This is a genomic window from Ruegeria sp. BHSA123 (assembly GCF_059613425.1).
This window is the reverse complement of sequence record NZ_JBXWSL010000030.1, coordinates 19,130-34,195: the sequence shown is the minus strand read 5'-3', so window position 1 is coordinate 34,195 and position 15,066 is coordinate 19,130. Positions and strand designations below refer to the sequence as shown.

The window sequence follows — 15,066 nt, the reverse complement described above, 5'->3', positions numbered from 1 at the left end:
CAGACGCGCCATCTGTGCGTCGGTCAGCCAGAAAGGATTGCTCATGTCACCGCTCTGTTTTCAGAGCCGTGAAACACGCAGCGCTCGGGAAATCAATGCATCCTGACCCTAGCTTGAAAAGGTGCGTATCGGCGGAGCGGTGAGCATCTGCATTGATCTTAGCTATCGACTCCGAAATCCAATGATCCATGCCTATACTCAATGGCGCTGTTCAGCGCCCATCAAGCTCGGGAAAATCGTTTCAAGGCTTGACCTTTTGCGATTGCTTCTATGCAAAGGTGGATATGGTCGGAATGTAAAACCCGGCTTGTCTTGCCTCGCAGTAAATGCACGAGCAGGTCTGCATTGCGCAGACCTTCCCGTGTTGTGAGCTTGCTCATATGCCACAACAAAAAATCCATAAAGATAAACTCTGTTTTTCAAGTCCTAAGTTGAGGTAGCGTCGCTTGTACCGCGAGAGGAAAAAGTTGGTGACAAACAATAGGCCGTTCCCACTAAGTCGAATTGCTCAGCGCATCACTCTGGCGAATATCGCATTCTTAATCTTGGCTTATTTGATGTCGCCAACCAAAGTACAAGCCCAAAGCTCACAAGCCTGCGTGGAATTGGGTTCTCCTCGAATTGAGTACTCTTCTGGATCTGAAAGCACTCGCGTTAATCAAACAATCTCAACGACGGAACGCACGTGTCTCCCGATCCCAAACGGACCCATTACAGGACTTACAATTGGAAACTCCTCAATTACTTCCTCAGGTGAAATTGAGTTGTATGTTCCGGGCCAAAATACCGTTCCAAGCAATGCTTCAGTTTTAACACTTTTGAATGTCGATGTCGCGGCGGGTAGCGGAGACTTTGTCTCCCGGGAAGCGTTGGCAACAAACATCAACGGGAAGCTCAGAGTGAACCTCATTGGAACTTCGATTGGTTCCGGCAGATCAATGACGTTCGCTCCCTTCAACGGCGCGAATATCGACCCCACTGAAGTCTACTTCCAGTCCGACCGCCCGCTAACCTATGACAACCTGACCGTTATGGGAGCCACCGAAGTAGTTTTCGGAGCCTACTATTTTCAGACTCGGGTTGCTGAGGCTTCTGATTTCACACTGACGAATAGTTCGATTTCCTCAACCAGCGATATGGCGATAGCCGCAGGCACGACTGTTCGCCTCGATACCACAAGCAGTTTGAACACCGTAAACTTTGAGAATTTTGGCACGTTGGCCGGAACGGGAAGCGTGAACGCATTCAACTTCACAGTTAAGAACGGAGGGGTGCTTTCGCCGGGCTTTTCAATTGGTACGCTCAACAATAGTGGCGGAATCGCTTTTGAAACTGGGTCAAGACTTTTGAGCGAAGTCGATCCGACGGCCGGTCAGAAAGCCGACTTGGTGTCATCCAGCGGGCCCGTGACAGGGATTAACCGCGCCACCATACAAGTCGAAGCCGCTCGTCCCGGCCTGACTGCGCAGGACTATGCAGCTGGCAACGACTACACGGTTTTTCAAGCCTCGAGTTTCGATGGAAACTCCCCAACTCTTGTTGCCGGAGGATCTTTGCCCGCCCTATCCAGTCTGAGTATCTCAAACACGCCAACCGCAGACGGTAGAATCGACATAACGTTTTCGACTCTCCCCGTCTCGAGTTTACCGCAACATCCATCAGTTGTTGGATCTCCCAATGCAAGCAACCTTGCTGGTGCGGTGGCTAACACCACAAACACGTCACCTGGAACTAATCTGACCAATGGCTCAACCTTGGGTAATACCGTCAACACGCTTACCAATTCAGGTTTGGCTGGGTTTAATCGTGTGCACGCAGAACCCTATTCCTCTAATTTGACCGTGGGGCTGGAGCAACTTGACCTGATAACCAACACAGTGCTGAGCCACGCTGACTGCCGCAAGTATCAAGCAGTTGGCTTCAGCAATGAGGATCAACCCGTTGCAGCAGGCGACATCGACTTGGCCCAGAGCCCGAGCGGCGCAATAGACTGCTCTGATCGGCGCTGGTGGATCGACACGGCCTATGTGAGCGGAGACGTTGTTGGAAGTAACGGCCTCGGGACATTCGACTATTCGCTGGGCACCATTTTGGTCGGAGCGGATGTCGCAAGCACCGATAGAGGTGTGGTCGGCGTCTACGCAGGTTTTGGGACATCCTCCATGGATGAACACGATCAAGTCGATCAGGATTTTTCGACCGACAGCTATCATGTGGGCGTCTATGGGCGTACAACAACCGGAACTTGGGAGTTCTCCGGACTGATCGGTTACATGTTCGGTGAAACCGACGCCAAGCGGAATAACCCTTCTGTTGATGGCTTTACGGGAGGCGAGGCAAAGTCTGATTTGGACCAAGAGGGCATCCATGCCGGTATCCAGGCACGGAAGCTGTTTAACCTGGACAGCGGTGCAAGGGTTTCTACGGTTTTTGGAGTGAACTACGGGCGTATTCAACAAGGTTCAGGCACAGAGACCGGCGGTGGTGATTTCAACTACTCGATTGAAAAAGCGAACGCAGAGTCTCTGGTCGCCTCCATTGGAGTTGACTACCAACGGGACTTCTTGACAGAGAGTGGTTTGCTGACCCCAATCGCCTTCGCCCGGTATGAATATGACTTCTTTGCCAACAAGGATAGTGAGCACGGAATCACAGTTACAAGTCCATTGTTCGGAACATTTACACAAGTCGGACAAAATCGAGGAGCAAATGGCTTCGTTCTCGGGCTTGGACTGGGCTATCAGATCTCTGATCTGGCCAGACTAACGGCAGGATATGGCTATTCAGTTCGCTCCAACGGCCAAGAGCATGGCCTCGGTGCAAACTTAAGTGTTCGGTTCTGATTAGGGTGGACCAACGAAGAGGAGTGGTAAGCTAGCTGCAACAACTTGCGGAAGCTATCGTGGCGATGTGGGCTTCATTCTCTAGCGATCAAAATTTGGGGATATTAAAAACATAAAGCCGTGATTTCTTGGCGTCGTCTGTCAGGATGTAGAGAAGCCCTTTGGTCTCATCGAGAGCGATTCCTTCGGGATGTTTAACTTCCTTTTGTTTGCCATCTTCTGTGAACGTCAAACTGATAGACTTTATGGACTTGGACTCTGGATTGTAGACGAAGATTTGACGGCCTTTGTCACTTACAATCCAAAGAGAACGTGAAGATGGGGACCATGCCAGGCCGCTCAAATCCAGTTCATCATCATCTACACGCTCGGAGATGAAACCTGCATCGCGGTCTAAAGGAATGATCTCAACAATTTCATCTAGCTCCGGTGATACGACCATTAACAACCTTGGTTGTCCCTCAATGCCAATGAATACCCGCCCGGATTCCGGGTCGACGGCGATGCCCTCAGGTCCCTTGTTCAAAGGGTTACCGACGAGCAATTCAGCGGCGTCCGAGTAGCCTTTGAGAGATGTGAGAGGGATTGTAGTTAGTTGAATGGGGTCAGTCGGGTGAACGACTAGAATTGATCGATCAGTTTCCTGAAGTACTAAAACAGTCCCATCTTTTCGTGATGCGACGCCCTCCAAATCTGATCCTACCAATGCTGGCAACTTGAAAGAGTTTCCTAATACCCCGTCGACTCCGAGTAGGTGCAGTTTAGGTTCGGCATCACTTACAGACCACAAGAAACCTTCAGCGTTAGACATTGTTAAACCGGAAGGTTCCGAAAATCCCTCTGATTTGTCTGCCACCTTGAATTTATCGACCAGAACCAAACCAGCACTTTCGGCGCAGGCAAAATCGGTCCAAGGCAAGAAGGCTGCCGCAACCAAGCTGGCTGCAAAAGCAAGTCGTCTAAGTTTGCAGAAACACCGTGAAATTTCAGCATTTGACAAAAACAATCTGTTTTCTGTCATTGGATTCTCTCGCGCTTGGACCACATCCCTGTATCAGCGTTCGTATCACAGTCCGGATACGATGTCCGAAGAATGCACTGTAATCTCTTTACCTGATCCCGCCTGTTGCGATTGAATTGAATAGTGCACGATGTGCCTTTGGTTAAGCGTAAGCCTTTGGCGTGAGCAGGAAGGAAGACAAGTTGAATACGACCCTCACATTTGTGACCGTGTTGTTGATGCTGCTGTTGCCAGGTGCTGCGGTGTCACAAGTCGACCCTGCGACGATGCTGGCCGGGGCTTCGGGGTCGGAAATCGTTATCGAACGCCGGTGGACGCAGTTTCGTGGCAAACAGGAACTGTATTTCTTCATTCTCGATGTGATCGTCACGATCATTCTGGCTGGTTTGATCGTCTATCATCCTGTGAGGCGGAGAGCCCGCAGAAGTGTCAGCGATATCGTTATGCCGCGACTGTTCTTCCTATACGCGCTTGTCGGCATGGTGGTTGGGTTTCTGGTCGTACAGCACGGATCGATGATTGGGTTCGTGATTTTTGGAATAGGAGCTCTGTTAAGGTTCCGATCAAATATGGATGACCCGGTCGACACGGTTGAAATGATTATAGTGACCGTGCTTGGGCTCGCGGTCGGTTTGGGCTTACCGCTGATGGCCACACTGGTGGCGATTGTGTGTTGGTGTTTCATTTGGCTCGGTGGGCGAAACAAGGGCGTGGAAATTTCGCTCAAGGCTTCAGACGAAGAGCACTCATTGAAAGTCAGCGGGGACATTGAAGCTATGGCCGCAGACGCTGGCTGGAAGTTGGTCAGAAAACACCACGTACCCGGAAAATCTCGCGTTTCTTTGCTTTTCATTACCTCGGGTGGATTGTCGGAAGCTCGGATCGAAGAGATGATAAACGATCTGGTCCCTGAAAAAGTTGAGCTGAAACTCAACCTCTAATCATTTCACAAGGTCTAAGCGTTTCAACACCGCATTCGGGGATCTGATCTCTTTCGGGAGCGACTTGAAGTTTACTGACCTTTCGAAATCAGGCCCTCGATATACTGCTATTCCAAACTCTCCGTTTGGTTGGAACGTAACATGAGTGAAGCTGTGAGGTGATTTGGCATTGTCACCAATAAGCCGTCGCGGGCCACCTCCCAAACAAGCTTGGGAAACATAAGCCACACCGTCTTTCCAGCCTGGGTAGAAGGCATGATGGTGGCCTGACAGATGCAGAACGACACCGCTTTCTAGGTAAATTTTTTCAAGTGTTGGGTCACCGATGATTTCGCGTTCGCGCTGGATCGCGAAGGGCCAGAGTGGGAGGTGACTGAAAGTGACAACCGGATTTCCATTTGCACCCAATTCCCCAAGTCGGTCCTGTTGATCACCGGATAGCGGCCCTAAGGTCGTTGCATCCAGAGATGCAAACGTTACGCCCTGCATCTCAAACGCGTAGAAGAACGGGTAGTCATCCGAAACCAGGAAATCGACGTCTGGTTTTCTTGGTATCCATTCCTCTGCGTATACTTTTCTTTCACGCTCGAACCCACTGTAGGCGGAGGCATCATGGTTTCCAGGCGTGACCGCAAATGGAATTCCGGCAGCCGCTAAAGGATCTGATACGGCCTCGTGAAACGCCTTCCACATCTCTCTGACCTGTTTGTCTGACAAGTTGGGAATGCGCTGTCCCGCGACCATATCGCCCGTCGAAATCACCAAATCGGGATCAATCTCGACTACCCGCTCAATCGCTTTGTCGACGCGGGCATCGTATTTCACCGAACCATAGCTGCCGTTCAGATCCGATATGACGATAACATCCAATGCCGCCGCTTTGCAGGCGATCAGAGCGGTCCAAATGAACGCCGCAAAAAGCGTAGAAAGCCTACGTGTCATTACAATCCACTGTCTCTACCTCGGTGTCGTTTCTCAAAAAGAATGCGACAGGATCCAAGTCGAACATCAAATCACCATTAGAACAATTGTTCTGGAGGATGGACGTTGCCAGCGCGGTATTTTTGACGGCTTGTGCAATCTGACTGTCTGAAAGCCCAAGGCTTAGCGACAGCCAGTCATAAACCGGGCCTTGGGTTTGAAGGTCGCTATTCAATGCAACCAAGCGCCGGTAAGTGCTTGGAGAGAAGTGCCGCATTTTCTCTAGCATATGAGTAGATTTCGCGAAGTTAGCATACTCGACCCGCCCACCAGCATCGTTGTCGTTTAGATTGCTGCGACGGATTAATAATGCCTCGGCGGGAATATCTCCATCATTCGGCTGATGGTGCTTGGCTTTCTTATGCTTCAGCTTTCCGTCTTCGACCCAATACCAATAGGGTGTGAAGTCTATGTTTCCTACGCGGTCCTGCTGGCTAAAGATGAAATCGAGGAGAACAATCTCGGTAAGTTCTTGCATCCAAAATGCCATCTGTTGGTCGCTGACATCGGGACCGAGATCCTTGTTGATCATCCGGTCTTTTCGGCCTTCTCCGACGCCCTCTGCAATGGCCTCAGACAATGGTTTTGAAGAACGCAAAGCCAAGAAAGCGGGGGTTTCCTGAAAATCACGGTTTTGGCCTTTCCCCCAACCAGATTTACGGGTGCCGTTGATTTCCGAGCCGTATCGATGCCCAGGGCTATCAAGCAGTACACCATATATTTGCGTTCGATCCGATGTGAATAGATCATCGGTCGGTTGGTATGAGTTCGGGTCGGCATCCGCAGCTGCGAAGACACGCCAGCCTTCGTGGTTCATGCGCCCGCCATGAGAGCCACCAGAAATCGCAAGACCAGGCTCTGCGACCTCGGAAAAATGCGCCTGGGCGTCCATGCTGCGCCAAACCGCGACTGGAACTTTGACAGTCGTGTCGAAATACCTGGAGAAATGATAGTAAAGCAGCGAAGAAGTGGAAAACGTTCCACTGGTGCCCTTTTGGTTCATGGTGGACTTGAATTTAGCCACCCTGTCTTTGGCCAGATCTTTTGCCAACTTGCCCTCTTTGCAAGCGTTTCTCTCGAATTCAGAACGGTTCCCCATGTAGGGTCCTTCCGAAATATCGTAGACGGCCATTCCTGGGCTGGTGCTCCAGGTTTTTGGGCAAATAGCAATTTCAGAGGCATAGAAATCGATCTCGCAATAGGCTTTTTCTTCCTCAAGATCGCTGTTCTTGTACTCGCCCGTTGGAACTTTTTCGATCCGAATACAACGTTCAGAAACGCCGTTGGGACTATCAAATGTTGTGGCTTCACCGAGAACTTCGTCGTTCGCCCACAAGACAGTGGGTGCGATGAAAGCAAGTGGCCCCAGAAGATTGAACTTCATTTGGATAGTCCTCCCGGTATCATTTAGGGCAAATCGCTGCCTTTTGTTCGGTGGAGATTTTTAACTTTGGGTCGACACTGAAGTTGGAGAATTTTGTGTCAATCCACTTGTCGCATCCGCCTGAACAAGGCGCCCCGTTTCGGGCGTCATTCCAATATTCCTTGGCCCTTTCTTCCGTCCAACCGCAAAACTGAACGAGCGCCATTGCCGACAATGCGCCCGAGGAATGAACGCCCCACATGCAGTGTATCAGGACAGGGCCCTTACCAGGGTTTTCAATCACCTCGTGTATGGACGCCATGACAGCATCGGGTCGGGAGGATCTGGCGCTTTGATAGTCGAAAGATCCGTTTCCGCAACTGGTGCGACCGTATTGAGTGTTTTTGCCGAAGTCCGCATAAAACCCGGTTGAAAACCCCTCATCGCACAGGGTTTCGCGCTGAACGTTACTCAGACCCGTTCGATCCTTGTCACCGCCTTTGAAGCCAGAGCGATACAAAACTCCGCTCAAGACCGGGCGAAAGAAAGCGACGCCATCAACACCTCCGTCGCCACCCTTTGAAAGCATTTGACTGTTGCTTGGGCCACCGTTTCGACTGGTTACGTCAGAATTTGCAGTAGTTGCAAGAACACCAATGAATATCAGTGACGTCAAAAACCGCATGCCAGCTCCTTTCTATTTTTGAGCCTGTTATGCTCAAACTCTTCCCACTTTGTAATCTATTGGAGCGGCTCATTCTCGAGATCCATTTCAAGTGGGTGATAAGCCTTCCGCCATGCAGCGTTAAATTGGCCACACCAGGTTGATGATAAAGACGACCACGAAGTAGGCCAGAAAAACTTTCCAGTTCCATTGGTGTTTGCTTTCTTCGTTGATCACGCCGGACGACTTCAATGCCAGGTTTGTAACAATCAGAGCGACAACGATGACCGCCGCATGTGCCAGATCAAAATGCGTACTAGTGCTCCCTATTGCGGATGTTAGATCGATGAAAATGTGTCAGCAGTCACCTGATGGCAGCATAGCTACATCTGAGTACCTTCCCTCAGATGTTGTGATCCGAGCACATGCACCAGTATCCGTGTTAAACCAGTACGAGGTCAGCCCTTCGCTTCGGATGAGTTCAAATCCGAGACTCTGGATGCCCATTTCAGCCTGTCCCGCTCTTGCCCCTTCAAATGACGAAAGATCGCTAGAGCTGCCCACAGTTGGTGCACTTGCATACACCGATCCGCCACTCTCATCGCATGCTGCGAGCGCAGCAATACACGCCGTGCCTATCACCAATAGGACCTTGGATTTCATCTTTTCGCTCCTTGCAGTATTGGACTAGAGATCCAGGATTTCTGGTCGATAACCTATTCAATTCCGAAAATTACGTTGTAGTCGACGGAAGAGTTGCTGCGATTGATAACCTCCACAACATGATCACCGGATTGCCAAAGCTGTCCTCGATACTCATTGTCCGCCGACATCAATCCCAACAGTTCAGAATCATCGGGGTTACGAATGACGTAGTCCAAGGAGCCATTTCGCGGAGCAACGCGGACGTAAAGGAACTGTTCGTTCTTTGCACCGAGAAGGTATTGCTGCGACGCTCCGGGCGCGAGTTGGCCAACAAGTTCGGCGCCAGTGGAGCCGGCATCGAATTTGACACGTTGGTTACCGGTAGAGCCGGGGGCACCTGCCATGGCGCCACCGCCATCATCCATCGCCTCGACAACCGACATCTCGCCAATGCTTCCATCCTTGTACGCGATGCAGCGCCAAAGCGTTCCGCCTGCGTCGCGTAGCATGACGAGCGTACCTGCTTCCGAGAACTCTGAGCTTTCTATCGTACCGGATTGACCGTCTGGTCCACCAACCTGCCGCAAATGGTCGATGCAAGCGTCGTCGGCGTCTGACATGGCCAGCGCGGCTGTTCCGCTGATCGCAAGTACAGGAGTGACAAGGTTCATTAGACTACGTTTCATAAGCAGGTCCTCTTTTGGTCCATCCTTGATGTTCTGTTCCTCGTGGGCAGGAACCTTATTTCGCATCCCTCAACTTTGATAGAAACTCATCGCATGCCTGTGCGCTGCCTACGACCTCGTCTATCGTTCCAATTCCTTGCAGTGATGCCATCTCGGAATTTACGCGATTGAGAATCTGATCCGCTTGCTCGGGGATGATCAGGTTCTCTGCTTGTGCTCCTTTCAATGTGGTGCAGACACCGGCGGAAAAGCCTGTCGCAACGCCGACACCCACCGCGGCCCCGCCACCCAGGGTCATCGCCCCAACCACGCCGAGGACGAGCCCGATCACAATACCCAAGATCACTTTTCCCATGTTTTCCAAACTTTTGGTGAAAAAGATTTCAGGCTTCACTATTGGCGCAAACTGCGGGCCCATCTGCAAATCAAGACCAGCGCTAGCAGATTGAGTACTGGTGCAATCGCCGCGAACAACGGTTTGGCTGACTCCGAGACCAAATCCGCCAGAAGTATCCAAGGCAGTCCCAACGGCAGAAGGAACACCCCGGACAAAGGGTCTCTTTCCTGTCCCAACTAGCCAAATGTGCCCGTCAAGAATGCAATCAACGCCAACAGGGAAAGGATCGCGAATACAATGATGGTGGTTCTACAAACCAAGTCGAGCCTCAGCAGATCAAGCCAGTGCTGCGCAGCCGTTTTCGGCTACGCAGCAGACTGGTCACAATGCGCCTTCGTCGCCCAGGAACTCGATACCAGCTGTCGCGCCATCACTGTAAGCAATGCAATTCCAAGGAGCACGATCCTCACCAACGCCTACAGTAACCTGTGTTCCCGCCTCGCTAAAGGCGGATGAGAGCACCACGACTTGCGAATTGTTCGTCGTGTTGGCTACATCTCGCAAACACGCCTGTTGGGCTGGCGTGAGCTCGGCTGACGCGCTTGATGTACTCGTATCGTCGCAGGCCGCAAGCAGTGCGAAACAAGTTGCGCCCGCAATCTTCACCATCTTGTTGGTCATTTTCTTCTCCCTCTGGGTTCGTTGAAATTAATCAAATTGGATGTGCTTGTTTGAAGCTCTCGTATCTGGACAGCCAATGGAACATACCTCGACCCTGTGACTATCTTGCCCAAAACCTGCCGCGGAGGGCTTTTTCGACGGAACGATTATTCGTTGACTGCCGAGACCGCCAACAACGCGTGATGCCCGAATGGCGCCACTGGAAAAAGCTAAAGCGAACTCTGGAGGGAGGGCTAGTTCGTTAAGTCCAAGCATCGCGTCCTCCCAACGCTCGATCAATGGAGAAGGCCTTCCGACCGCCAGCACTCACTCCAGCAGTCGGAAGGGCTCGGCACAGCGAGCAGCAGCGACCACAACGGAGGTAAAATAAAGTTGTGTCGAATTCGAATGTTTGAATCTTATTCTTCATAAATCAATATTTTTTTTGTAAACTTCTTTACGCTCTCGTACGATAGGCTTCTGCTTTTAAACAAAAAGGTAGGTGGGAGCACTCATAAGGGAGAATGTGTTCTTTTGGGTCGGCGACGCGTTCTGAGTTCGCACAGAAACTAAGAAAGGATTGAAAATGGGGTTTGTTGAAGCCGTTAAAACGTGTTTCTCGAAATACTTCCAGTTCTCCGGTCGGGCTATACGCTCAGAATACTGGTGGTTCTTCTTGTTTGTGGTTCTCGTGAGTGCTGCTTTAGCTGTGCTGGATACGGTCATATTCGGGACCAACCCCGAAACGGGGCAAGGATCTCGGGTTCTGTCCTTTGTTTTCCAACTTGCAGTTATCATACCTATGCTGGCCGCCGGTTGGCGGAGGCTGCATGATACAGGACGACCTGGCTGGTATTTGCTGCTGCCGATGGCGCTCAGCATTACAACGCTTTTTGTTATGTTGGGTGGGGTGGCGTTCTTCTCGGTGTTGGAGCAAGGGACCGAAAACCCCGATGCATTACGAGGACCCGCCGCAGTCCTGGGCGTAACCGGTATTGTTGTTGTCTCAATTCTTCAATTGGTTCTGTCCATCTTGATGATCTGGTGGCTGACACGACCTTCGGAAGAAGGCGCAAACGAATACGGCGCACCTGTTTCCTGATCTGGTGGCCGGGGCGGCGGGCCGGATTCTCTGCTGAATGAAAGTGCGAAACGCAACAAAATGGAGAGAGAAAATGAGTTTCAAGACGATTTCCATTGGAGCGCTAATGATAGTAATAGCAACCACGGCATCGGCGGAGTGGTCGTTCAGTTCCGGGCCCAACCCCAATGCCTTTATTCAGACCGGAAACATGACGCTGGAGCTTCAGTGTAATCGTATCCGCTTTGCTCCGGCTGGATATGAGGATAGCCAGGACATCGTGGAAAAGCAGGGGCTCTCCATTCGTTTTTTGAAGAACGGCACCACCGAGGTTGGTGCATTTCAGGTTGGCGCAGAAAACGCTGCTATGCAGATCGTCGACAACTATCCCGTCGAGGTCAGTTTCAATAGTCAAGAGGACTATGGTTTTGTGCTGGACCAGCTTGCGGCCAATGCAACAGTTAATCTGTCGATGATTGATCAAGATGTAAGCTACGGAATCTTTGACTTGAAAGGTTCCGGCGCGGCAATTCGGTCCCTTCGTTCCGCGTGCGATTCAGATACTAGCCAGGGGGGGTCCTACGAAGCACCCGAAGGCATCGTCTATTGTGGTGGTGGAGCGATAAAACGCCAGATCGAATATGTAATTCTGGACAATCCAGAGGGGGAGTGGGACGCGCGAGTAACGGTCAACGGCGAGTCGATCAGAGCCATGACGGCCTACAGTTACTTCGGAAACTCTGTGCCGCCCGCCGGATTTGTCGTCGCCCTGCTTGGGGAGGACAGGTCCGAGTTTCTGATTTTTAGCGAAGGCTCGACAAACTGGCTGGAATATGGGGACTACAGGTATGATCAGTGCAATTGATACCTCCTTCCAACCAGCTTCCCAAATAGCGTGTAAGATGAAATGTTTGGTCGCCGGGATTGTGCTTGCTTCGGGCCTTGTTTGGACCTCACCAGCTGTCGCGGCTGATGTATCGCAACTTCCGCCCGGTTTGCAGGCGAGGGTTGATTTGGCGGCACGAGCCTGCGCGGAGTTCAACGACGGTCAATTTGACATAGCCTGGGGCGCGGTTGAAAGGGTCGATCTCGACGGAGACCTACAAAGTGACTGGGTTCTGAATGAGTCAGGTTTTGCGTGTTCAAGCGCTGCATCTCTTTACTGCGGAACTGGCGGATGCGTCTCGCACTTCCTGGTTGAAGAGGAGGTTCATTCATTGCTCAATCAAGGCTGGACTGTTGTTGATTTTGGGCGTCAACGCGTTGTTGTGGCAGATATTCATGGATCCAATTGCGACGCAATAAACCCAACGCCTTGCGTCAGCGCTAGTGTTTGGGATGGCGAAGCCAACACTTGGCGCTCGTCTGCTGGCCATTGGGAGTAAGTAACATTTAGGCACCGCAGGTAAGCCTGAGAGTCTGTTTGTTCGATGAGTTCTCTATAGCATGCAAACATATGGGCAAATCGTGCAAAGTTATGCGCTAATACCGCGAAGAGTTATGGGCAAAGTTCCAAGATTTTCTTTAATGAAATCAATGTCGGCAATGTAGCGTTACGAGCGCACCTACACGGTTTGTAGGTGCGCGCATAACACTTCGCACACGTCATAAGTTTGCGTAGTTCGCCCATAGTTTTGCGCTGCGTGATTGTCTGCCTTAGTGATGAATTAAATCAGTTTTTGGCTTAGTCGTTGCGGTAATGGCCCTTTGCGTTGCGCAATCTCGCAAAGGGCCTCCCTAAGGAACCTTGGGTTCCATGCGGCCTTTTTGCTTGGATTCTCGCTAAGGTCTGCGATGCGCAGAAAGCAGACTTTGCAAAGTTTGTCGACGTGTATCTTCCTGACACCAATCTCGCTACCAAGTGCTGCTGCGGCTTCCTCCAATAGCTCATTGAAACAGGCTGTAGGGGCAATCTTGGTACGAGCGGGCAAGCTAAGATTTTGAACGAGTTCTCAGGGGCATGACGGCAACGGCGACTTCGATGCCGTCTGTGATTTCAAAAGCGCCAATGGTCGCCTTGCTTTCTAAAACTGTGATTTCGTGATATCCTGATATCGCCTTGGGGGGCTGTTATGGGCGATTTCTTTTGGATTGGAACAGCAATCGGCGCTGCGATTGGGCTGCTCAATATGTTGTTCATTTTGCGTTCTCGCCTCGGTCAGACCGGGTTAAATCAAGCAAAGACAATTTGGCAAGGCCTGTGGGTATGGGCGCTATGGACTGTGTTCGGTGCCTATGTTCTGGCGCTCTGGCTTGTGGGTGTCGTTCTCTTGGGTTTATCGCGAATTTTGCGACGGGGAACTGAGGCATGAAAGTAGGGGAGGTAAAAACCGCCGCTATCATTGGTGCGGGGGTTTCCGGGCTTGCTACTGCAAAATGCCTGACGAGGGTTGGGATCCACTGCACTGTTTTTGATCGCAATCCGTACCTTGGCGGTGTCTGGGCGGATGGATACCACGATTTTGGCGTTCAGGTGCAAAAGGACCTGTACGAGTTCCCGGATTTTCCGCTTTCCGAAGAAGCGTCTCATTTCACTCCGGGGCCGGTCTTTCGAGAGTATCTGGAGGATTATTGCGATCATTTCCGAATACGAGAGTGCTTACGGTTAGGCACCCGCGTCACCTTGATTGAGCGCAAAACTGACGGGTGGTTACTTGAGGTTAGTGGCTCCGAAGGATCTGAAGATGTTGAAGTCGATCTCGTTGTTGTTGCAACCGGGCTCTATTCAGAGACACCAAATGTCCCGAACATTCCCAAACGTGAAGATTTTGGAGGAGAAGTCCTTCACGCCAGCGAATTTAAAGACATATCGCAACTCAAAGGTCGTCGTGTCGCTGTAATCGGTTACGGAAAAAGTGCCACAGATATAGCGGGTTCGGCTGTGGGTGTCGCGGAAAAGGTTCACCTCGTATTTCGAACCGCACACTGGCCTGTTCCGCGCAAATTGCTGGGTGTTCTTCCTTTCAAATGGGGAATGCTGACACGCCTTGTTGCAGCCCTGATCCCTCCGTATGTGAGACCCAGCCCAATCGTGCGCGCTATCCACTCAATAGGATATCCGTTGCCCTGGCTGTTCTGGCGTATCGTAGAACTGCTGCTCAGTACCCAGCAACGATTGCGAACGCAAATCGCACGTGGTGAGACCCTGATGCCTGAGACGCCTGTCGAATTCGACGCGTTTACGGAAGTAACTATGGTTCCACGTCCTGAGCTCATCGACTTTATCCGATCTGGTAAGATTTCTGCACATCGAACAGGTGTGAGTGCATTCTCTTCCAGCGGAATCGACCTTGCGGATGGGGATTCTCTTGAGGTCGATTGTGTCGTCTTCGGCACGGGCTGGAAGACCGGCTACCCATATCTACCGAAGTCGATACTCAACTCTTTGGATGATGGGCCGGATGGGTTCTATTTATACCGGCATGTCCTACACCCCTCGGTGCCAAACCTTGCATTCGTGGGTCGGGCGTCCTCCTTCATGAGTGTGACGACCTTCGCGCTTCAGGCCAAATGGCTTGCGGAAGTCGTTGCAGGTCGTGTGCTCCTACCGGATGCTGAGGCCATGCAAAGCGATATCGATGCGCTAAAGTCCTGGAAACAATCATGGATGCCAGAAGGGCCGGGACGTTCCGCCACACTTCTGCTTCACATGTTCCACTATCACGATGAACTCCTACTCGACATGAGTGTAGACCCACTTCGCAAACGCGGTATCCTGGCGCCGATTTCTGAACTGATTGTGCCTTATCGTGCGGCCGACTTTCGAGACGTAGCCTAAGCGATTTGTACGAGAAGCCCCTAATATCCTTGTGACACTTCTTTAAAATGGATGCGCGGGAGGGTT

13 protein-coding genes are annotated in these 15,066 nt (G+C 51.4%); 7 read left to right on the top strand and 6 right to left on the bottom strand.

The features are described 5' to 3' along the window. Nucleotides 1-470: 470 nt before the first annotated feature. Nucleotides 471-2,843, top strand: coding sequence for an autotransporter family protein (locus AC2FNC_RS14280; RefSeq protein ID WP_496715680.1), 2,373 nt, complete (start codon nt 471-473; stop codon nt 2,841-2,843). An 88-nt stretch (nt 2,844-2,931) separates the two neighbouring features. Here AC2FNC_RS14280 and AC2FNC_RS14275 read toward each other — a convergent pair whose 3' ends face one another. Then, nucleotides 2,932-3,864, bottom strand: a complete 933-nt coding sequence (locus AC2FNC_RS14275; RefSeq protein ID WP_496715678.1) for an SdiA-regulated domain-containing protein — start codon at nt 3,862-3,864, stop codon at nt 2,932-2,934. 182 nt (nt 3,865-4,046) lie between these two features. On the opposite strand from AC2FNC_RS14275, the gene AC2FNC_RS14270 reads away from it, so the two are divergent. Continuing rightward, complete coding sequence (locus AC2FNC_RS14270) at nt 4,047-4,805, top strand: hypothetical protein (protein ID WP_496715676.1); 759 nt, start codon at nt 4,047-4,049, stop codon at nt 4,803-4,805. Here AC2FNC_RS14270 and AC2FNC_RS14265 read toward each other — a convergent pair whose 3' ends face one another. From AC2FNC_RS14265 to AC2FNC_RS14245, 5 genes are all read right to left on the bottom strand, one after another. After that, entirely contained in the window at nt 4,806-5,747 is a 942-nt protein-coding gene (locus AC2FNC_RS14265; protein ID WP_496715674.1) for a metallophosphoesterase family protein, read from the bottom strand. After that, nucleotides 5,737-7,170, bottom strand: a complete 1,434-nt coding sequence (locus AC2FNC_RS14260) for a hypothetical protein (RefSeq protein WP_480555941.1) — start codon at nt 7,168-7,170, stop codon at nt 5,737-5,739. Before AC2FNC_RS14260 ends, AC2FNC_RS14265 begins: the two co-directional genes overlap by 11 nt. A gap of 1,359 nt (nt 7,171-8,529) precedes the next feature. After that, entirely contained in the window at nt 8,530-9,144 is a 615-nt protein-coding gene (locus tag AC2FNC_RS14255) for a hypothetical protein (RefSeq protein ID WP_480521204.1), read from the bottom strand. A 55-nt stretch (nt 9,145-9,199) separates the two neighbouring features. After that, nucleotides 9,200-9,661, bottom strand: a complete 462-nt coding sequence (locus AC2FNC_RS14250) for a hypothetical protein (RefSeq protein WP_496715672.1) — start codon at nt 9,659-9,661, stop codon at nt 9,200-9,202. A gap of 201 nt (nt 9,662-9,862) precedes the next feature. Next, complete coding sequence (locus AC2FNC_RS14245; protein WP_480521200.1) at nt 9,863-10,162, bottom strand: hypothetical protein; 300 nt, start codon at nt 10,160-10,162, stop codon at nt 9,863-9,865. Between the two features lie 565 nt (nt 10,163-10,727). Here AC2FNC_RS14245 and AC2FNC_RS14240 point away from each other — a divergent pair. From AC2FNC_RS14240 to AC2FNC_RS14220, 5 genes are all read left to right on the top strand, one after another. Beyond that, nucleotides 10,728-11,243, top strand: a complete 516-nt coding sequence (locus tag AC2FNC_RS14240; RefSeq protein ID WP_480521198.1) for a DUF805 domain-containing protein — start codon at nt 10,728-10,730, stop codon at nt 11,241-11,243. Between the two features lie 73 nt (nt 11,244-11,316). Then, nucleotides 11,317-12,087, top strand: a complete 771-nt coding sequence (locus tag AC2FNC_RS14235; protein WP_480521196.1) for a hypothetical protein — start codon at nt 11,317-11,319, stop codon at nt 12,085-12,087. Further along, complete coding sequence (locus AC2FNC_RS14230; protein ID WP_496715671.1) at nt 12,071-12,607, top strand: hypothetical protein; 537 nt, start codon at nt 12,071-12,073, stop codon at nt 12,605-12,607. The genes AC2FNC_RS14235 and AC2FNC_RS14230 overlap by 17 nt, the downstream gene beginning before the upstream one ends. Nucleotides 12,608-13,294: 687 nt before the next feature. After that, a complete protein-coding gene (locus tag AC2FNC_RS14225) occupies nt 13,295-13,534 on the top strand; it encodes a hypothetical protein (protein WP_480607462.1) in 240 nt (79 codons plus the stop codon). Next, nucleotides 13,531-15,000, top strand: coding sequence for a flavin-containing monooxygenase (locus AC2FNC_RS14220; protein WP_480521191.1), 1,470 nt, complete (start codon nt 13,531-13,533; stop codon nt 14,998-15,000). The genes AC2FNC_RS14225 and AC2FNC_RS14220 overlap by 4 nt, the downstream gene beginning before the upstream one ends. Nucleotides 15,001-15,066 lie beyond the last annotated feature (66 nt).